The sequence below is a fragment of the Streptomyces sp. NPDC056224 genome, from assembly GCF_042267665.1.
Taxonomy (GTDB): domain Bacteria; phylum Actinomycetota; class Actinomycetes; order Streptomycetales; family Streptomycetaceae; genus Streptomyces.
The window spans coordinates 1-19,337 of the sequence record NZ_JBHJTK010000057.1 but is presented as its reverse complement, the minus strand read 5'-3'; the positions used below and the strand labels follow the sequence as shown (position 1 = coordinate 19,337).

Annotated in this window: 12 protein-coding genes and 3 pseudogenes; 11 read left to right on the top strand and 4 right to left on the bottom strand. The window is 70.6% G+C overall.

Features of this window, described 5'->3' with window-relative positions; genetic code table 11:
- Positions 1-214: 214 nt before the first annotated feature.
- Positions 215-4,177 carry a type VII secretion protein EccCa gene (gene eccCa / locus ACFCZ1_RS34970; RefSeq protein ID WP_376682316.1) on the top strand — a complete coding sequence of 1,321 codons (3,963 nt, stop codon included), beginning with the start codon at positions 215-217 and terminating at the stop codon, positions 4,175-4,177.
- Between the two features lie 56 nt (positions 4,178-4,233).
- On the opposite strand, the gene ACFCZ1_RS34965 is transcribed toward eccCa, so the two are convergent.
- Positions 4,234-5,430 (bottom strand): S8 family serine peptidase, encoded by a 1,197-nt coding sequence (locus tag ACFCZ1_RS34965; protein WP_376682315.1) that lies wholly within the window; start codon positions 5,428-5,430, stop codon positions 4,234-4,236.
- Between the two features lie 49 nt (positions 5,431-5,479).
- Positions 5,480-8,803: a right-handed parallel beta-helix repeat-containing protein gene (locus ACFCZ1_RS34960; RefSeq protein WP_376682314.1), complete on the bottom strand. Its 3,324-nt coding sequence runs from the start codon at positions 8,801-8,803 to the stop codon at positions 5,480-5,482.
- 648 nt (positions 8,804-9,451) lie between these two features.
- On the opposite strand from ACFCZ1_RS34960, the gene ACFCZ1_RS34955 reads away from it, so the two are divergent.
- The 7 genes and pseudogenes from ACFCZ1_RS34955 to ACFCZ1_RS34925 form a co-directional block, all read left to right on the top strand.
- Positions 9,452-11,269, top strand: a complete 1,818-nt coding sequence (locus tag ACFCZ1_RS34955; RefSeq protein WP_376682313.1) for a TerD family protein — start codon at positions 9,452-9,454, stop codon at positions 11,267-11,269.
- Positions 11,270-11,674: 405 nt separating this feature from the next.
- Complete coding sequence (locus ACFCZ1_RS34950) at positions 11,675-12,250, top strand: dihydrofolate reductase family protein (protein WP_376682312.1); 576 nt, start codon at positions 11,675-11,677, stop codon at positions 12,248-12,250.
- Positions 12,251-12,556: 306 nt separating this feature from the next.
- Positions 12,557-12,772, top strand: coding sequence for a DUF6243 family protein (locus ACFCZ1_RS34945; protein WP_376682311.1), 216 nt, complete (start codon positions 12,557-12,559; stop codon positions 12,770-12,772).
- An 882-nt stretch (positions 12,773-13,654) separates the two neighbouring features.
- On the top strand, positions 13,655-14,926 hold the full coding sequence (locus tag ACFCZ1_RS34940) for an MFS transporter (protein WP_376682310.1): 1,272 nt from the start codon (positions 13,655-13,657) through the stop codon (positions 14,924-14,926).
- A 228-nt stretch (positions 14,927-15,154) separates the two neighbouring features.
- Positions 15,155-15,355 carry a hypothetical protein gene (locus tag ACFCZ1_RS34935; RefSeq protein ID WP_376682309.1) on the top strand — a complete coding sequence of 67 codons (201 nt, stop codon included), beginning with the start codon at positions 15,155-15,157 and terminating at the stop codon, positions 15,353-15,355.
- A 74-nt stretch (positions 15,356-15,429) separates the two neighbouring features.
- Positions 15,430-15,573: a hypothetical protein gene (locus ACFCZ1_RS34930; RefSeq protein ID WP_376682326.1), complete on the top strand. Its 144-nt coding sequence runs from the start codon at positions 15,430-15,432 to the stop codon at positions 15,571-15,573.
- Positions 15,552-16,066: pseudogene (locus tag ACFCZ1_RS34925) on the top strand (diaminopimelate decarboxylase); the annotation flags it as partial. The gene ACFCZ1_RS34930 and the pseudogene ACFCZ1_RS34925, both read left to right, overlap by 22 nt.
- Positions 16,067-16,114: 48 nt before the next feature.
- On the opposite strand, the gene ACFCZ1_RS34920 reads toward ACFCZ1_RS34925, so the two are convergent.
- On the bottom strand, positions 16,115-16,399 hold the full coding sequence (locus tag ACFCZ1_RS34920; RefSeq protein WP_376682308.1) for a hypothetical protein: 285 nt from the start codon (positions 16,397-16,399) through the stop codon (positions 16,115-16,117).
- Positions 16,400-16,405: 6 nt separating this feature from the next.
- On the opposite strand from ACFCZ1_RS34920, the gene ACFCZ1_RS34915 reads away from it, so the two are divergent.
- Positions 16,406-17,185: a MerR family transcriptional regulator gene (locus ACFCZ1_RS34915; protein ID WP_376682307.1), complete on the top strand. Its 780-nt coding sequence runs from the start codon at positions 16,406-16,408 to the stop codon at positions 17,183-17,185.
- A gap of 206 nt (positions 17,186-17,391) precedes the next feature.
- Here the strand turns inward: ACFCZ1_RS34915 and ACFCZ1_RS34910 are convergent, their stop codons facing one another.
- Entirely contained in the window at positions 17,392-18,582 is a 1,191-nt protein-coding gene (locus tag ACFCZ1_RS34910) for a cytochrome P450 (RefSeq protein ID WP_376682306.1), read from the bottom strand.
- Between the two features lie 135 nt (positions 18,583-18,717).
- On the opposite strand from ACFCZ1_RS34910, the pseudogene ACFCZ1_RS34905 reads away from it, so the two are divergent.
- Positions 18,718-18,843 (top strand): annotated as a pseudogene (locus tag ACFCZ1_RS34905) (MarR family transcriptional regulator); the annotation flags it as partial.
- Positions 18,844-19,130: 287 nt separating this feature from the next.
- Positions 19,131-19,337: pseudogene (locus ACFCZ1_RS34900) on the top strand (hypothetical protein); the annotation flags it as partial.

Here is a 19,337-nt window from a genome sequence, read left to right as displayed (position 1 = left end):
CGTTCCGTTTGATGATCGGACAACATCATTACAGGGTGGCCAATTGGCACACCAGCTCGCACCCGGCCGATCATCTGACGTACGGTCTCATCCTGTCGTGATCCGGAGGGGAGTTCCCCGCCACGACCCAATCAGCCCGGAACGGTGCCGGATTCGCCCTGCGCGTCAGTGTCACGGGCGGGCCGGCCGCGTCTCAGCCCGAGGAGTTCCCCCGTTGAGTACGGTCCTTTTCCGGCGCCCGGCCCGCCGCCGGGGCCCCGACATGCCCCAGGGCGAGATGAGCCTCCAGGAGCCGCCCGGCCTCCCCGAGGCACAGCCGAACTCCTCGGCCATGTGGATGTACCTGCCGATGGGCCTCACCTCGGTGGCGATGCTGCTGATGTTCGTCCGCCCCGGCGAGGCGACCGTCATGAGCTACATGGCCATCGGCCTGATGCTGCTCTCCTCGGTGGCCATGGTCGTCGGGCAGTTGGTGCGCACCTCCGGCGACCGCAAGCGCCGCCTGCGCGGTGAGCGCCGCGACTACCTGCGCTACCTCGCTCAGAGCCGACGCCGTGTCCGCCGCACCATCGGCGAGCAGCAGCTCGCCCTGGCCTGGCGGCATCCGGAGCCGACCGGACTGTGGGCCCTGGCCCGCACGTCCCGGCTGTGGGAACGCCGCCCCACCGACGACGACTTCGCCGAGATCCGGATCGCGATCGGCGACCAGCGGCTGGCGGTGCGTCTCGCCCCGCTGTCCACCAAGCCCGTCGAGGACCTGGAGCCACTGTCGGCGCACGCGCTGCGCAGTTTCATCCGCGCCTACGGCACCGTCCCCGACCAGCCCATCGCCCTGTACCTGCGGGCCTGGTCCCGGGTACTGCTGCGGGGCGACGAGGAGCGGGCCCGGTCGCTGGTGCGGGCGATGCTCGCGCAGCTCGCCGTCTTCCACTCCCCCGAGGACCTGTGGATCGCGCTGTGCGTCAGCGACGAGCGGCGGGCCGCCTGGGACTGGGTGAAGTGGCTGCCGCACGCCCAGCATCCCGACGAGCACGACGGCGCGGGCCCGGCCCGGCTGGTCGGTTCGGCCCTCGGGGAGCTGGAGGACCGGCTCGGCCCGGAGTTCACCGCCCGGGCGCCTTTCGACCCGGAGGCGCTGCCGGCCCGTGAGGAGCCGTACACCGTCCTGGTCATCGACGGTGGCAAGGTTCCCGCGGGCCATCGCGCGGGCGGTCCCGGGTACCGCAACACCGTCGTCATCGACCTGTCCGGCGCACTGTCCTGGAAGCCCGGCCGCACCACCCTGCGGCTGGACGTCGAGGGCGGCAGCGTGGGCCTGGTCCGCACCGACCGGGAACGCAAGGAACAGACCACCGAACTCGGCCGCCCCGACGCCCTCGGCCCGGCCGCCGCCCGTACCCTGGCGACCCTGATCGCGCCGTACCGGATGGGCATCACCGTCGACACCGGCGAACCCATGGCCGCCGACACCGAGCTCACCGCTCTGCTCGGCATCCCCGACCTGCGCCGCCATGAACCGGCCACGCTGTGGCAGCAGCGGGTCGACGGCGCCGACAGGCTCAAGGTGCCGATCGCGATCGGTGAGGACGGCAAGCCGGTCGAGCTCGACATCAAGGAGTCGGCGCTCGGGGGCATGGGCCCGCACGGCATGCTCATCGGCGCCACCGGCTCCGGAAAGAGCGAACTGCTGCGCACTCTGGTGCTCGGTCTGGCCCTCACCCATTCGTCCGAGACGCTCAACTTCGTCCTTGTGGACTTCAAGGGCGGCGCCACCTTCCTGGGGCTCGACGGCCTGCCGCACACCTCGGCGGTGATCACCAACCTGGCCGACGAGTCCGCACTGGTCGGGCGCATGCAGGACGCCCTGCACGGTGAACTCATGCGCCGCCAGGAACTGCTGCGCAGCGCCGGAAACTACACCTCTGTCCTGGAGTACGAGAAGGCCCGCGCAGCCGGGGCCCCGCTCGCCCCGCTGCCCTCGCTGTTCGTCGTGGTCGACGAGTTCAGCGAACTACTGGCGGCCCACCGCGAGTTCATCGAACTCTTCGTGATGATCGGGCGGCTCGGCCGCAGTCTGGGCGTGCACCTGCTGCTGGCCTCGCAGCGCCTGGACGAAGGCCGGATGCACCAGCTGGAGAGCCACCTGTCCTACCGCATCGGCCTGCGGACCTTCTCCGCGATGGAGAGCCGCGGCGTACTGGGCGTCCCCGACGCCTACCACCTGCCGCCACAGCCCGGCAGCGGATACCTCAAGAGCGGGGTGGAGGCGCTGACCCGCTTCCGCGCCGCGTACGTCTCGGGGCCGCACCGGGCCGGCCGGCTCGGCAACATCCCGCAGTCGCGCATAGCCGGGCAGATCGTGCCCTGGTCGACCGACTGGACCGTGCCCCGGGACCTTCCCGCGACTCCCGACCCGGATCCCGTGGGGCCTGAGCCCGACACCGGTGAGACCCTGCTCTCCGTCGCCCTGGAACGGCTGGCCGACGCGGGACCGCCCGCGCACCAGGTGTGGCTGCCGCCGCTGGACCTGCCGCCCACCCTGGACCAGATCCTGCCGCCTCTGGAGCCGCACCCCGAGCACGGCCTGACCGCCGACACGCAGGCCAGGGGCCGGCTGGTGGTCCCGGTCGGCATCGTCGACAAGCCCTTCGAGCAGCAGCGCGAGCTGTTCACCGTGGACCTGTCGGGCGCGGGCGGCCACGTCGGCATCGCAGGGGGCCCGCAGAGCGGCAAGAGCACGCTGCTGCGCACGCTGATCGCGGCCCTGGCCCTCACCCACAGTCCGCGCGAAGTGCAGTTCTACTGCCTGGACTTCGGCGGCGGCACCCTGTCGGGGCTCACCGGCCTGCCGCACGTCGGCGGCGTCGCGGGCCGGATGGACAGCGAACGGATCGGCCGCACCCTCGCCGAGGTCACCTCGCTGCTCAACCAGCGCGAGCTGTTCTTCGCCGAGCGCGGGATCGACTCCATGGCCACCTACCGGCGCAGGCGCGCCGCCGGGGAGTTCCCCGAGGAGCCGTTCGGCGACGTCTTCCTGGTCATCGACGGCTGGTCCACCCTGCGCAACGACTTCATGGACCTGGTCACCGTGGTCAACGGCGTGATCGGCCGCGGTCTGAACTACGGCGTGCACGTGGTCATCACCACCGCCCGCTGGGCCGAGCTCTCGCCGGCCGTCCGCGACCAGACCGGCACCCGGCTCGAACTGCGGATGGGCGACTCGATGGAGTCCGGCATCGACGTCCGCAAGGCCGCCACCGTGCCGCGGGTCCCCGGCCGCGGTCTGACCCCCGACAAGCTGCACTTCCTCGGCGCGCTGCCGCGCATCGACGGGATCGAGGACCCGGAGGACCTCTCCGACGGCGTCGCCGCGTTCGTCGAGGCCGTCGCCGAGAGCTGGAACGCGCCGGCCGCGCCGCGGGTCCGTATGCTGCCCACCACCCTGCACGCGGCCGATCTGCCCGCTCCCGAGGGCGATCTGCGCCTGGCCATCGGCATGGACGAGGAGTCACTCGCCCCGGTGTGGCACGACTTCACCGAAAGCCCGCACCTGATCGTCGTCGGCGACAGCGAGAGCGGCAAGACGGCGATGCTGCGTCTGGTCGCCAAGGCCATCACCGACCGCTACACCCCAGCCGAGGCCAAGGTGCTGGTCGTCGACTACCGGCGCGGCCTGATCGAGGCCGTCCCCGAGGAGTACCGGCTCGGGCACGCGGTCTCCGCCGACCCGCTGCGCGATCTCCTCGACGGGACCGGGCGGGCGATGACGACGCGGCTTCCCGGCGCCGACATCAGCCCCGCGCGGATGCGGCTGCGCGACTGGTGGACCGGACCGCGCATCTTCGTCCTGGTCGATGACTACGACATGATCAACAGCACCGCCATGCGCAACCCGTTCGACCCGGTCCTGGACCACCTGCCGCTCGGCTTCGAGGTCGGTCTGCACCTGGTGGTGGCGCGCTCGGCGGCGGGCGCGGGCCGCGGCCTCAACGACGCGCTGCTGCGCCGTATGCAGGAGGTCAACACCCCGGCACTGCTGCTGTCCTGCCCGGCCTCCGAGGGGTACCTCTTCGGGAACGTCAAGCCCCGCACGCTGCCGCCGGGGCGGGCGATCCGCATCGCCCGGCGCAAGACGAGCCTGGTCCAGCTGGCGCTGCCGGACGGCCCCACGCCCTGAAGCGCCGCCTGACGGGCCGCCTGACGCGCCTCCCTACGCCCGCGCTCCGTACGCGCCTACGAGCCGCCGCTGCCGCCCGGGCGCCAGCGGCGGGCCCGGCCGCGCGGGACCACGGCCATCAGCAGCAGCGCCGCCAGCAGCACGGTCCCGGAGGCTCCGGCCACGAGCAGGGCGGTACGGCCCGCACCGGTGGCGCTGGCCGCCACGGGGACCCGTAGCGTCCCGGGCGGGCCGGAGGGGCCGGGGCCCGCGGCGGGCGGCCGGGTCGCGGAGACCGCCGCGTAGACGTCCAGCGCGGGCTGACCGCCCGGGTAGGCGGTGGCGAGGAGACGCGCACGCACCTGGGCGCCGGTCAGGTCCGGGTGGTAGGCGCGGACCAGGGCGGCGGCGCCACCCACCACGGCGGCCGCCTCCGCGCTGCCCGAGGCGGTCCAGTGGCCCTCGCCCTTGGGGCCGATCCCGACCATCACGTCGCCGGGGGCGGACAGGTCGGCGCGCTCGGCCTGCGGCGCGTTCTGCGGGCGCTCGCCGCCGGGGCCCGTGTCGACCACGGCGATCACCTCGGGCAGGGCGGCCGGGTAGACCCGTAGCGGGGTGTCGCGGGAGCCGCTCGCGTTGTTCTCCGGCGCGGCGGTGGCCACCACCACGGCGTCCTTGTCCAGGGCGTGTCGTATGGCGGCGCGCAGGGCCGGGGTGTCCGTGGCCACGAAAGTGCCGACCACGATCACCTTGGCGCCCGCGTCGGCCGCCTCGGTGACCGCGGCTGCCAGCCGCTCGGCGTCCGGCTCGCCGTGCTTGCCGGTACCGCGTACGGCCAGGATCCTGGACTGCGGCGCGACCCCGGACAGGCCCTGGCCCGTGCCGGGCCGGGCGGCGACCAGTCCGGCCAGGAAGGTTCCGTGGCCGACGCAGTCGCTTCCGGCGTCACCCAGCGCGGTGACGCGGCCGGCCAGCGCGGGCGCCGTGGTGGACACCCCCGTGCCGACCACGGCGACGGTCGTCCCGGAGCCCTGGCCCAGTTGCCACACATGGGCGAGGTTGAGGGCCTGCTGGGCCCAGGGCACCGCCGTGACGACGGTGGCGGACTCGGCGGTGCACGGCTTGTCCGGTGCCACCGACGTCGGGACGGGCGGCAGGTCCACGCCGTCCGCCGCCGTCGCGGTCGGCGCCGGGGCGGCGGACAGCACGAGCGCGGCCACGGCCACGGCCACGGCCGTGCCTCGACGGTGGGTGCGGGACGGGCGGGCTCTCACGGGGCTTCCTCACTGTCGCGCCGGTACCTGCGGGTTCTCACGCCCCGGATCAGCGGCGAGCGGCGGACGACGGGATGTCCTGGACCAGGAGCAGACGCAGGTCGTCGACGTCGGCCTCGGCGAGGGCGGCGACCCGGCCCGCCTGCCGCGTCATCATCGCCTCGACGGTCTGGCGCGCCAGCCGGGCGTTGCCGAACGACCGGCCGCGCGGGACCGCTTCGAAGAGGTCGAACAGCGCCTGCTCGGTCCCCGGAGCACATTCGTAGCCGTTGGCCAGGGCATGGTCGCGGACGATGGTGACCAGTTCCCGCGAGCTGTAGTCCTCGAACTCCACATGGCGGGTGAACCGTGACGCCAGACCCGGGTTGGAGGCCAGGAAGCGGTCCATCTCCTCGGTGTAGCCGGCCGCGATCACCACCACCTCGTCACGGTGGTCCTCCATCAGCTTCAGCAGGGTCTCCACCGCTTCCTTGCCGAAGTCGGAGCCGCCCGCCGAGTCGGGGGTGAGGGCGTACGCCTCGTCGATGAACAGCACACCGCCGCGTGCCCGGTCGAACGCGTCCCGGGTCATCTGCGCCGTGTGGCCGATGTACCGGCCGACCAGGTCGGCCCGGGACACCTCGACGAGCTGGCCGCGCGGCAGAACGCCCAGGGAGGCCAGCAGTTCGCCGTACAGCCGGGCGGTGGTGGTCTTGCCCGTGCCGGGCGGACCCGCGAACACCAGGTGGTTGCTGATCCGGGAGACCGGCAGTCCGGCCTCGGTGCGGCGTTTGGCCGTCGACAGAAGGTTGACCAGGTCGGTGACTTCTCGCTTGACGGCCGCGAGGCCGACCATCGCCTGGAGCCTGGCCAGCGGCCCGGATTCGCCGCCGTCCTCGCCCTCGGCCGCCTTGAGGTCCTCCACACCGACGTCCTCGGCCACGAGCCGGGTCAGGGCGTGCTCGTCGGCGTCGGGAAGCTCGGCGAGCCGGAACGCCTGCCGGTCGACCATCTCCTCGAAGACCTTGCGCGCGGTGCGGCCGTTGCCGAACAGCGCGTCGCGGGGGATGCGGTCGAAGCACACCACGAGCGCGTCACGAGCCGGCTCGGTGAGCTCGTAGCTGTGGGCCGTGCACATGCTGTCGACGATGGTGACGAGTTCGTCGGTGGTGTAGTCGGTGAACTCGATGCTGCGGGTGAAGCGTGAGGCCAGACCGGCGTTGGAGGCCAGGAAGGACTCCATGTCCGGCGCGTAGCCCGCCGCGACCACGACCACGTCCTCGCGGTGGTCCTCCATCAGTTTCACCAGGGTGTCGATGGCCTCCTGGCCGAAGTCGGCGCCCGATCCCTTGCCGTCGGACAGCAGGGTGTACGCCTCGTCGATGAACAGCACTCCGCCCAGCGCCCGGGTGAACGCCTCGGTGGTCTTGATCGCGGTGCCGCCGATGACCTGCGCCACCAGGTCGGCCCGCGAGACCTCCACCAGGTGTCCGGAGCGCAGGACGCCGAGCTGGGCAAGGATGCTGCCGTAGAGCCGGGCGACGGTGGTCTTGCCGGTGCCGGGCGGGCCCGCGAAGACCAGGTGGCGGCTCATGGGCGGGAGCGGCAGTCCCAGGCTCGCCCGGCGCTGGGCGAGACGGTTGAGGTTGATGAGGGTGAGGACCTGTTGTTTGACGCCGGCCAGCCCGATCAGCGCCTCCAGTTCACCGATGGGGCCCTCCGACGCACGACCCGGGACCGGGGCCGGTACCGTCCCTGCGGGCAGTCGTCCCTCCACGCCCCGCGCCTCCTCGGGCGTGCCCCAGATGTCCGCGACGCCGTTGCCGGAGCTGTCGAGCTCCTCGACGCTCACGCGTTCCCCGGCGATGGTCTGGCGAAGTCCGCTGTCCTTGTTGTCCCGTACGGCGCACGCGGTCAGCGCGACCGGGCCGGCACTCTCGATCCGGATGCCGTCGCCCTCGTTCGCCGACGACTCGCAGGTGTGGAGCGCGGCCCGGCCGCCGGAGGCCACCCGGATGCCGTGGGCGCCGGACTTCTCCACCTGGGTGCGGGTGGCGGTGAGTTCGCCGCCGTCCTCCACCTCGATGCCGCTCTCCGCCGCGTTCTCGACGGAGAAGTCGCGCAGAGTGACGGTGCCGGCCGGGCCGACCGACACTCCGCAGCCACGGGGCTCGCGCAGGACGGTGGCCGCCACCGACAAGGTGCTCCCGTCCGCGACCCGCAGGGCCGGGCCGCCGGGCCGGTCGACGCGGCTGTCCTCCACTCGGCCCCGGCCGCCGGCCAGCACCTCGATCGCGGGTCCGGCACCTCCGGTCGTACGGACGCGGCGCAGCAGCGGGGCCGCGCCGGAGCGTACGCACACGGCGGCCGCGCCCGCATCCTCGACCTCCAAGTCGTCGAACTCGGGGGTGGCTTCCTCCTCCAGCAGCACGCCGATGCCCGCGCTGTCGCGGACCCGTACCGAGGTGAGGGTGGGCGCGCAGGGGCCCGTGATCCGGACGGCGGCGCTCTCCGCGGTGTGGAAGGAGCTCTCCTCCACGATGCCCCGCGCCCGGTCGAGGACCAACAGGCCGTGTCCCCGGGTGCGTTCGCTGTGGCAGCGGGTCAGTCGTGGCGCGGTTCCGGCGGACAGGACGAAGCCGTGACCGGTGGTGCCGGTCACCGAGACATCCTCCAGGAGGTTGCGTCCGGTGGAGGTGACGTAGACGCCGACGACCGCGTCGTGCACCTCGGTGCGGGCCACCCGCAGGGTGCTTGCGCCTTCGAGTGCGATCGCGGGCTTCTCGGTCCCCGATATCCGGCAGTCCTCCACTACGCCCCGCCCCTCGCCGTTGGCGAGTATGCCGTTGCCCCGCGCATCGCGCACGACGCAGCGGCGGACGGTGGCGCTGCCGCGTTCGGCGATCACCACGGCGGAGGTGCCCAGGTTCTCCATGACGCAGGCTTCGAGGAAGCTCTCCTCCTCGGAGGTGGTCACCACCGCGGCGCCGACCGCGTTGGACATCCGGCAGTCGCGCAGGGCCAGGGAACCGGTGCCGCTGCTGAGTACGGCGGTCCAGGCGGCTCCGGTGATGTCGCAGCCGTCCATGGCGATCTGACCCCGCGTGGCGGCGGCGACCGGCAGTTCGGCGTCGTGGCCCCGCAGCGTGAGGTCGGTGAGCTGGACGGCGTCGGTGAGCAGGGTGAGCGCGGTGCCGTGCCGGGGGGCGATCTCCACGGTTCCGGGGCCGTCGTTGGCGACGAGGGTCACCGAACTGGTGACGGTGAGCCGTTCCTCGTAGGTGCCGGGAAGGATGCGCAGAACGGAGCCCGGGCGGGCTCTTCCCAGGGCTTCACCGATGGTGCGGAAGGCATCCGGCCGATCCGGACCGACGACGAGTACCTGACGTGACACGGTGGATCCTCCCCGGCCCCGTGCCTGGAGGCGGCAGGAGGGCAGGCCAGTGAATGTGGTTGCTGAGTATGACCGTCGTACCGGACGTGAGGTTCCCCGAGCCGGGCGGCCCGCCCGTACGCGCCCGCGCGATGGCCAGCGTAACTGATCTTTGTCGGTCGGCGGCGGGGGCGGAACCGGTCCGGCACCGGGGCAGCGGGTGGGCCGACTTGCGGGGAGGCCGGCGCGGTGGTCGCCGCCCCGGCTTCGTCCGGCTGCCCCACGAAGCATCGGCGTGGGCCGCTCGGCGGCGGGCCATGGGCCCCCTGCCGGGCGGCGGCGGGCGCCTTCACCGCCGCACTTTGTTGATTCTTCACGACATCGCGCGCCCGCCCCCGCGACAGACCCGCAGTGGGCCGCAGCCTCGGGGAGGACCCACATGGAGCCGTTCGCGGGGGCCGAGGAGCCCCAAGGACTGCGAGCACCCGCAGTCCCGCCGGCGGGCGTCCCTCGGTCACCTCGCTCTACCAGGCGCTCGCGCGACGCAGAGGGCGCCGTCGAGGTACGGCTTCACCGCAGGCAGACGCCCTCTGGGCTCCCACCCGCGCAGGATGGGAATCTCTGCATTCAGGTTGAAAGTGACCTACAGGCCGGATAATTGTTCTCTCCATGACTCTCGCTTCCACCGTCTTGAACGCTACTGAGCCGCATGGCTACGCCTTCCCTTGGGCGCTGGTGGACGTGGAGACGTCGGGCCTGATACCCAGGCGCGATCGGGTGCTGTCGATTGCCGTGGTGACTCTCGGGCCGGACGGTCAACAGACCGGCGAGTTCTCGACTCTGCTGAACCCCGGCTGCGACCCGGGCCCCGTACATGTGCATGGCCTGACCGCCGAATCGCTGAGCACCGCGCCGACCTTCGACCAGGTCGCCGATCACATCAGTGCGATGCTCCAGGACCGCATCATGGTGGCCCACAACGCTCAGTTCGACTACGACTTCCTGGCACACGAGTTCGCCCGAGCCGGGTCGCATCTGCCCGTGTCACGGCGCCTGTGCACTCTGGCGCTGAACAGGCGGGTGGACCCGCCCACGGCCGACCTTAGGCTGGGCACGCTCGCAGCCCACTACGGCGTGGTTCAGAAGAAGGCGCATGACGCACTGGACGACACCCACGTGCTGGCCGGGATCCTACGAGCCTCTCTGCGGGAGGCTGCCCGGCTCGATCTGCCTCTGCCACTGGTGTCCTGTCCGCCACGGCAGGACCCGCGGTTCACTCCGAAGCCGCCCAAGGCACCCTGCGCATTCCGGAATCCAGGCCGGCTGGCTCCTGGTGGCGCGCTCAAGCAGGGCATGAAGATCGCTATCACCGGGGACACCGACACCGCGCGGGCCGAACTGGTCGAACGGGCGGTCACTGCCGGGCTGAACGTGATGGGCTCGGTCAGCCGGTACACGAGCGTCCTCGTGACCAACGATCCGGTGTCCACGTCCGCGAAGGCACGACGAGCACTCGCCGAGGGCATACCTCTGCTCGACGAGCAGACCTTCCTCAAGCTGTTGGGCGACGTACGTCCAGGGACCTCGCCCGACGCCGAGGCCCCGGTCGCCGAGCTGGTCGACAGCCCCGCTCCCCCACCGGCCGATGTCACGCCGGACGTCCCGGCTCCCCGTCATGAAGGGTCTGCCTCGCACGGACGGCTGGCCGGGCGGCGGGTTCTGGTGCTGGGAGGCCTGCACCAGGACGCGGCGGACGCCAGGGCGCGTGTCGTGGCCCTCGGCGGAGCCGCTGCCGTCAACCTCTCTGCCAGTGTCACCGACGCAGTCCTCCTCCCAGGTGGCGAGCACGACCGGCGGATGGCCCGGATCACATCCCTCCAGTTGCCGGTTCATCAGGCTGAGTGGCTGACTGCATCTACAGCCACCGCACACACACCTGAGATGACCCCGTCGCCCCAGGTCCTGCCTCGGGGCGGCGTTGTCGACCTCTCCGGCGCAGCCAGTCCTACGGCAGGCTGGAACGTGTCGGCCACATGGGCACAGCAGACCGACTGCGAGATCGACGTCGTCGCCTTCACCGTCGACAGTGACGAACAGGTTTCACGCGACGAAGACTTCGTGTTCTACGGAGCCCCGGAGAGCCCCGATGGTGCTGTGAGGCTCCTGAGCGACGGACCCACCGAGCAGACGATCGTCATCGATCTCGCTTCCATGCCTCCCGCGGCCCGCAAGGTGGTCGTGGTCGCTGCCATCGACGGCGGCACGGCATTCGGCGACATCGGCCCTGTCCAGATCACCTTGGCGCCGGGCGCCGACACCACTCGCCTGGCCCAGGCCACCCTGGACGCCGCTACGACCGAACGCACATTGATCCTCGCCGAGCTATACCGACGGGGCCCGCTCTGGCGCTTCCGAGCCGTCGGTCAGGGGTACGACCACGACCTCGCTGCGGTCGCACGCAGCTACGGCGTCGACATCGCCGAATGATCCGACGGACAACAAAGTCCGGGCTGCAAGGCTTGGCGGGGAGCAGCAGTCCGTCGACCACCCGGTCCGTGCTCGCCGGCCCCGCGTCGGAAGACGCGGCTCGGGGGGGGCAGGGTGCGGGTCCTGTCGAATCGACCTCACGAGCTCGTGGCTGCCGCTGCCGGCTGCCGGCGCGCACAGCATGTGCCCGGCTCGTGCAGTGTGCACGCCGGACTCACCCGAACGTGTGGGGCCGGAGAGCTGGTTCCCGCGGAGCACGACAGCGTCGGCTTGGGACGTCACAGGGCTGCGGTCCTCGGAGTACACGGCCTGGGGCGGGGAGATCTGAGGCCGTCCCGCGAGCCGAGACGAGTCCCGCGGCGGTGGCGGTCGTAGTGTCGAACCTCTCTCCGAGGAGGACTTCCGATGCGCAACGTGACCTACTCGATGGGCGTCTCCCTCGACGGCTACATCGTCGGGCCGGACGGCAGCTTCGACTGGACGGAGCCCGACGAGGACGTCTTCCGCTTCTGGATCAACGAGATCCGAAGGGTCGGCGTCCACCTGTTGGGACGACGGCTGTACGAGACGATGCTGTACTGGGAGACCGCCGACCAGGATCCATCGCTCGGCGACCCCGAGCTGGAGTGGGCCTCGCTCTGGAAGCCGCTTCCCAAGGTGGTGTTCTCCACCACACTGTCGACGGTGCAGGGCAATGCGCGCCTGCTCTCCGGCGGCCTGGCGGAGGAGATCGAGCGGCTGCGAGCCGAACCCGGGGAGGGCGACATCGCGATCGGCGGCGCGACCCTCGCCGCCGAGGCGGCCGCGTCGGGTCTGATCGACGAGTACCAGGTCATCGTCTACCCGGTACTGGTCGGCGGCGGCATCCCGTTCTTCCCCCGGGACGAACGCCGGGTGGATCTCGAACTCGTCGAGACCCGCACCTTCCCCTCGAAAGTCGTCTACCTCCGCTACCGCGTGGCGCGCCAGGCGTCGCTATAGACGTTCCTGATGACCGGCGACCGCCTCGGCCCCGGGTGAGCGGTGACCACCGGAGGGTGCCGGCGGTGCTGGGATTACCCAGGAAGCGACTGACTCGGGCGCTCGCCGAAGGGCCGCCAGGATGCCGGGGCAGCGAAAGGGGTGGAGTGAGGGGCCGACGGAACCGGGTACCGTCTTTGTCATGTTCTTCCAGAGGCCGATTTACGAGTGAGGGCGTGACAGACACCTGCCGGCGTCCTTCGACATCGCCGCCCGCCCCCCACCGATGAATCCGTAGATCACTTCACATCACCAACGGGAGAAGCCGTGACCGACAGCAAGAACATCAACAACCCCGTGGGCCAGGGCGGCGGCCAGCGCAAGAAGCTGTCCCGCGCCGAACGGCAGAACAACGGTCCGCATCGCAACCTCGACCGCCAGGGTGCCGACGACCGGAAGGCGGAGCTGGTGCGGAAGATGCGCGAGAAGGCAGGCGCAGCTGAGGGCGCCGCGCAGACGGGCGAGGACACCGCGCAGAGCTGACGAACGGCCACCAAAGTCAGCATCGGGTCGGCACTGGTCCTGGCAAAGCCGACCCCCCCTGGTCACACAAGGGAAAACGTCGGGCGGCCGAAGAGGGCCTCTGGGAGCACCCGTCGCCCCCTCAGCCGGATCGATCTCCGCAGGAGCGACTGCCCCTCTTCGGCTGACCTCGGATGACCGTCCCGTTCCAGAAACAAGCAGGTCAGCGCACCCGTCCGCGTGCTTTCAGCGGCACCGGCGGGAGCCCGGGAGCGGGGATCGGGGGGCCGTCGTAGCCCTTGACCTTCCAGGACCCGAAGGGCTGCCCGAGCACTTCTCGTGCCGCAGGAAGCATGAGGCGTGATCTATCGGCCGCCGCTGACCGCCCCTCCCTGTGTCACCTCGTGCCAGAGCCCCCGGCCCGATTCGGGTGGGGCGTGTCGTGTTTCGTGTCGTGTTTCCGCCCGACATGTCAGTCCCCGGTGCCACAGTGGGCGCAGCACACCCAGCTGAGAGCCGAAGCTCAGAATGAAAGTGTGAACCCCAACCTGGTAGTGCACTTGATAGCGTGAACCCCTAAGTGATGGGGGCGCCTTCGGGGGGTGCGCGCGTATCGCCACGGCGATTAGCGCTGGTCACGGCTCCGCGGGCGGGCGAGGCGTTCGTGTCCTGGGTGGACCGGAAGGCACGCGTGAACCGGTGTCCGCCGGCCGAGGTCGCGACCACGATGGGGCTTGGCCTGCGGCGGGCTTCTGCGGATGTGCGGCCTCCCTTGTTCGGAGTGCGGTCCGACGAGGTGGTCCTCCGGCAAACGGTGTTCGCGGCGGCGGGTGTGCCCGATGAGCTGGTCGGGCGGAGGCCCAACACTAATGATCACCGGAGTCACCAGGGGGAGCCCACAGCATGACCGGCACCACGGAGGCCCTTGGCGGGTCGGCTGCAGTCGACGATTCAGCACGAAGCGTCACGCGCCCGTTCTACGTGTACGCCGTGCTCGCCAACACGATGTTCCAGCGCGGCGTATTCGTCCTCTTCCTTTATCAGCGAGGCTTCTCCGCCGGGCAAGTGGCCCTACTGCAGACACTGCTCTACCTGGTCAGCGGACTTGCGGAGTTGCCGACGGGAGTCATCGCCGACCGAATCGGCAGGCGTGCCAGCATCGTGATCGGCCAGGTGCTGATAGCTGGATGTCTGCTCGGTCAGGTGGCGTTCTCCAACTACTGGGTGTTCCTGGCGCTGTTCATCGGGCAGGGCGTGGGCATGGCATGTGTGTCCGGTTCGGACACCGCCCTGCTGTACGACCTGCTGGTGCGTCGTGGTGCAACGGCCGGCTACGTCAAGATCAAGTCCCGGTTCACCATGCTCGGGACGGTCACCTCGGGAGCCGCCATCGTCCTCGGCGGCCAACTGCAGCAGATTTCCTGGGGGGTCGTCTACGTCGGTTCGGCGGCGTGCCTCGTCCTGGCCGTGGTGGTGCTGATGTCACGGGTGCCCGAGATCCGCGGCGCGGACGCGGTGGACGAGCAGGACGGAGCCGAGGAGGAGCACGGCGACGTCACAGCATGGCGGGCGATGCTTCGGGTCGCCACGCCGGCGCTCGTGACGCTTGTCGTGGTGTCCGGATTGATGCATGCGACTTTGACTCCGTACATCATTTTTACGCAGAAGACCCTGTCCGATCAGGGAGCGGGCACCGCATTGGTCAGCGTGGTCATATCGGCGGGATTCTTCGCAGGCGGGCTCACTCCATTGCTGTCGGACCGCGCGGACCGGCGCATCGGGTATCGGGTCATCGTCCCGGTGTCTCTCCTGACGCTCGCCGTGGCGCTCGGCCTGAGCGGCCTCGGCCTTGTCTGGGTCACCATCGCCGCGTTCCTGGTCCTGGTCGGAATTCCCGAGATCACCGCCGTGATCGTGGACAACGTGTTCAACGAGGCCGTGCCGTCGCGCCACCGGGCGAGCCTGCTGTCGATGATCGCATTCGTGGAGTCGGCGCTCATCGGCATCGGCTATCTCGTCCTCGGCGCGCTCATGGACGGGTTGGGCTCCAGTGTGGGCATGGCCACCTACGCCGCGGTCCCCCTGCTGGCATGTCTCCTGTGGCTCCCGGTGCTCTTCCGAGGGGCACGGGTGACCGCCGAGATCGAGAAGCCCGCCGCCCAAAAGGCACCCTGAAACAGGCCATCTCGAGCAACGCCCCTGCCCGATCGCGGGGGCGTTGCTCGTTGGCATGTCGCTCCCAGCGGCGACGGAGCTGTCTCGGGGCCCGCAGAGTCGTAGTGATGGAGGGGCCGGTGCCCGGACTGCTCGCCGACGGCGGTGCAGTCGGCGGGCGGCGGGTTTCTCGGCAAGAGCCTCGACGGAGGCTGGGAAGTGCGGTGCCAAGAGCGCTACGGCAGGACCATGCGCGAGCGGCAGTTGTCCACAACGGCTGCGGTCACTGCGACACGCTGCAGGGCAAACTTCCCCGTCCACGACGAGGCAATGGGCCGCGTCGCCGCGAGTGGCGTGGACGGGCTGGACACGTTGCTGGTCGCTGCCTGCCCGGTGCTGGAGTGGCAGGCCATCGTCCACGACAACAGCGGCGGCGTGATGGCGATCTGAGCTCACACGCAGCGAGAACCCCCTGGTCAGCTCCACTCTCACGGCCCGCACGGTCTGAAGGGGGAGAGCAGAAGATGACCACCGCCGTTCTCCCGGAGACGCCCGCCGCTGCCGGTGAGCTGTCCGTATGGCCCGCGTCCACGAGGCCGCTCCCGCACGGCGGCCTGGCCGTCGGCGGAGTTTCCCTCACCGAGCTCTGGTCGCCCTGCGCCGCATGATCGGGCTCATGGCCCGCATCCGTGACACTCACGGCCTTGGTCCTGCCCGAGCTCGACATGGGCGGCGGACACGGCATCGCCTACCGGCCCGGCGAACCCGCCCTCGACCTCACCGCGTTCGCCCGGCGGATGCGTACCGAACTCGTCGACGGCTGCGCCGCCGCGGGACTCCCCGTGCCCCGGCTCGCCGTCGAACCCGGACGGGCCGTCGTGGGCCCCGCCGGAGCCGCCCTCTACCGGGTGCTCACCGTCAAGCACACCGGCGAGAAGGTGTTTCGTCGCCGTCGACGGCGGTATGAGCGACAATCCGCGCCCCGCCCTGTACGGGGTGCGGTACGCGCCCCGGCTCGTCGGCCGCCACTCGACGGCGGGACCCCGTGCGGCCACGGTCGTCGGACGGCACTGCGAAGCGGGCGACATCCTCGCCTCCGACGTCCCGCTGCCGGGCGACGTCCACCCCGGCGACCTGCTCGCCGTACCGGTGGCCGGCGCGTCACGGTGAGATGCAGGATCGCGGCAGGTGCGGCGGCCGGGCGGTTCGTCAGTCCTGAAGACCGCCCGGTGCCCGCAGCAGCCGCTCCAGCTCCGTTCCGGCCTCTTCGTATCCGGCATCGGAGATCCGTTGCAGCTCTCGCAGGTCTCCGGCTGCGGCCGCGCGTCGCGTGAGCAGCATTCCGGCGTGTCGGGATCCCTCGTCCAACAGGTCGCTCAGCTCCGCGACGTCGCCGGCCGCGTCCGCGAGATCGGCCAGCCGGTCCAGCGCGGTCTCGTTGCCCTCGTCGGCCAGGTCGCGGAGGGTCTCCCGATCGGGGTTCATGTTCTCCATGACTCCATGCTGCAACCCTGCCCCTGGGGCAAGGTCAAGTGGGACGATGACGAGGTGATCACCATCGGACAGCTGGCCGGCTACATCGGAGTGTCGATCAAGACCGTCCGCGTCTACCACGACAAGGGGTTGCTCCCCGAACCCGACCGCGACGCGTCCGGCTACCGGCGGTACGGTGCGAACGACGCTGTCGACCTGATCAAGATCCGGACACTGGCAGAAGCCGGTGTCCCCCTCGCTCGTATCCGGTATCTGAGAGCGGCGGGCGAGGAGGAATTCCGGCAGGCGCTGGGCGAGATCGACGACGAACTCGACGCCCGCATCCGCAGCCTGCAGGACACTCAGGAGCGCCTGCGCCGGCTTGCCGCCGGGCGTCTGGTGCCACTGCCCGGCGAGGTCTTCGCCCATCTGGAGGATCTGGCCCGATGGGGATTCACGCCTCGATGGGTGGACCTGCAACGCGACTTGTGGATCCTCGTGTTCGCCACCCACCCGGACCGTGCGACCACCCTGTTTCACGAGCAGGCCGAGATCTCGGCCGACCCGACTCTACGGCGGCTCTTCCTCGGCTACGACCACGCACACGACCTCGACGCCGACGACCCGCGGCTCGAGGACCTCGCCCGCAGGATCGCCGAGGCGAATCGGGAGCGCTACGGGCCCGACGAACGGCCCGGGCTGGATACGGGCTCTGAGATCCCCGCCCTCATCCAGAGCAGAGTCAACGCTTCGTCCCCGGCATGGGAACGGCTCGACTCCCTCATTCGCGCCCAACTGGACGCATGACATGAGTGCCCCCGGAGCGACCTGCGAAGTGTGTCTCTCCTCGGACCCGTCGCGATTCCCGACGCGCACGTGAGCCCCTGCCAGATCGAGCGCGGCCAGGACCCTGCTCACTGTCCAGTCGGCGCCGCGGACGCGATCCGCGCAGGCCGGCAACCACAGCTCGGCCGCGGCGGCCGTACACGACCTCTCCCGTCACCGGCCGGTGGTCACACCTCCCAGGTGACCGGGAGGCTCTTGACCCCGTAGATGTCCGCGGTCTCCGGGCGCAGGGCGACGTCTTCGGCCGGTACGGCCAGGCGCAGCGTGGGGAAACGCCCCAGCAGCGCGGTGAACGCGACCCGCATCTCGACACGGGCCAGCTGCGCGCCCAGGCACAGGTGGATGCCGTGTCCGAAGGCCAGGTGCCCACCGGAGTCCCTGCGGAGGTCGAGCAGGTGGGGATCGGCGTAGCGCTCGGGGTCACGGTTGGCGGTGTTGTACGACAGGACGACCGTCGTGCCGGCCTCGATGGTCTGGCCGCCCACCTCGACGTCCTCCAGCGCCGTCCGCATGAACGACTTGGCGACGCTCAGATACCGCAGCAGCTCCTCCACGGCCTGGTCGATGAGCGCGGGATCGGCGCGCAGCGCGGCCAGTTGCTCCGGGTTCTGCAGCAGCGCGAAGGATCCGAGGGACAGCATGTTCGCGGTGGTGTCGAATCCGGCCGCCAGCAGGATCAGGCTGATCCCCTGCAGCTCCTCATCGGTCAGGTCGCTGTCGGTGAGTTCGCTGAGCACGTCGTCGGTGGGGTTCGCACGCTTGGCGGCCACCAGCTGTGCGAGGTAGTTCTGGGTCGCGATGTAGGCCGCCATCAGATCCTCGTCGCTCGTCTCCCCGTTCATGAACTTGTCGATCTGCTCCTGGAAGGAGTCCCGGTCCTCGTACGGCACCCCCAGCAGCTCGCAGATGATGATGGTGGGGATGGGCTTGGCGAACGCGGTCACCAGGTCCGCCGACGGCCCCGTCCGTTCCATGGCGTCCAGGCAGTCGGTGGTGATCTGCTCGATGCGCTCGGTCAGCAGCCGCATCCGCCGTGCGGTGAACTTGCCCACGAGCGGCTTCCGGTAGCGGCTGTGCTGGGGGTCGTCCATGAGGAGGAACTCGCCGGGCGGCGCCGGAGGGATCTCGAAGTCGACCACGTTCAGGAGATCCTTGCGCGAGCTGAACCGCGGGTCGGCCAGGACCGACCTGACCAGGTCATACCCGGTGATCATCCAGCCCGGTTTGCCGCCGGGGTGGGTGTATCGGCTGATGGGGCCGTGCCGGCGGGCATCGATGAGCTCTGCCGGCGGGTCGAAGGGACAGCCGGGCCGACGCTCCGTCGGCAGCGTCGTGACGGTGTGGAGGGATTCATCCATGACCATTCCTCGCCTCGCGATAGTGCGCGTTTGATGCTTCTTGAAAGCTACGTTGCATTCAGAGTTCCTGCAATCCACCGAAAGACATAAGTGCAGCTAGATGGCGGCAAATTGATGCAATGACGCTGGGATCGAATGCAACGCCGCGTTGCACTGAATGGCGGTGAAGGCAATACTGGCGACATGCCTGGAGGACGGTTGACCCAGCAGGAACGCCAGCGCATCGCGGCCGGACTCACCGGCAAGCTCTCCTACGCCGAGATCGCCAGGCGGCTCGACCGGCCGACCTCGACGATCAGCCGGGAGATCGCACGCAACGGCGGCCCCGGCGGCTACCGGCCCCAGCAGGCGCAGCTGGCGACGGTCCAGCGGGCGCAACGCGGCACACCGTCACCCCCGCGCACGGACGGAGCACCGGGCGGCGCGTTGGAAGGGGAGATCATCGAGCTGGCGGTCAGGTCAGGGCTGCCGAGGATGACGGCGCGCGTGCACGTCGACCTTTTGTTGTCCGAGGACGGAAGGCGCACCGCGGCCGAGCTGACCCGCAGGCCGACCTCGACGTCCACATCGTCACCCACGACGAGGCCGCAAAGGGCCGTGGCCTGCCCGTCGCCCGCGGCGCGCGGCTCGGCCGCTCCCGCATCATTTGGGGCTGGCTCGCCGGTATCGCGGGCCCCGCGCTGCTGACCGTCCTGCTGAGCCAGATCGTCCCCGAGCTCGGGCTCGCCAACGACATGCTGCTCTTCCTCACCTTC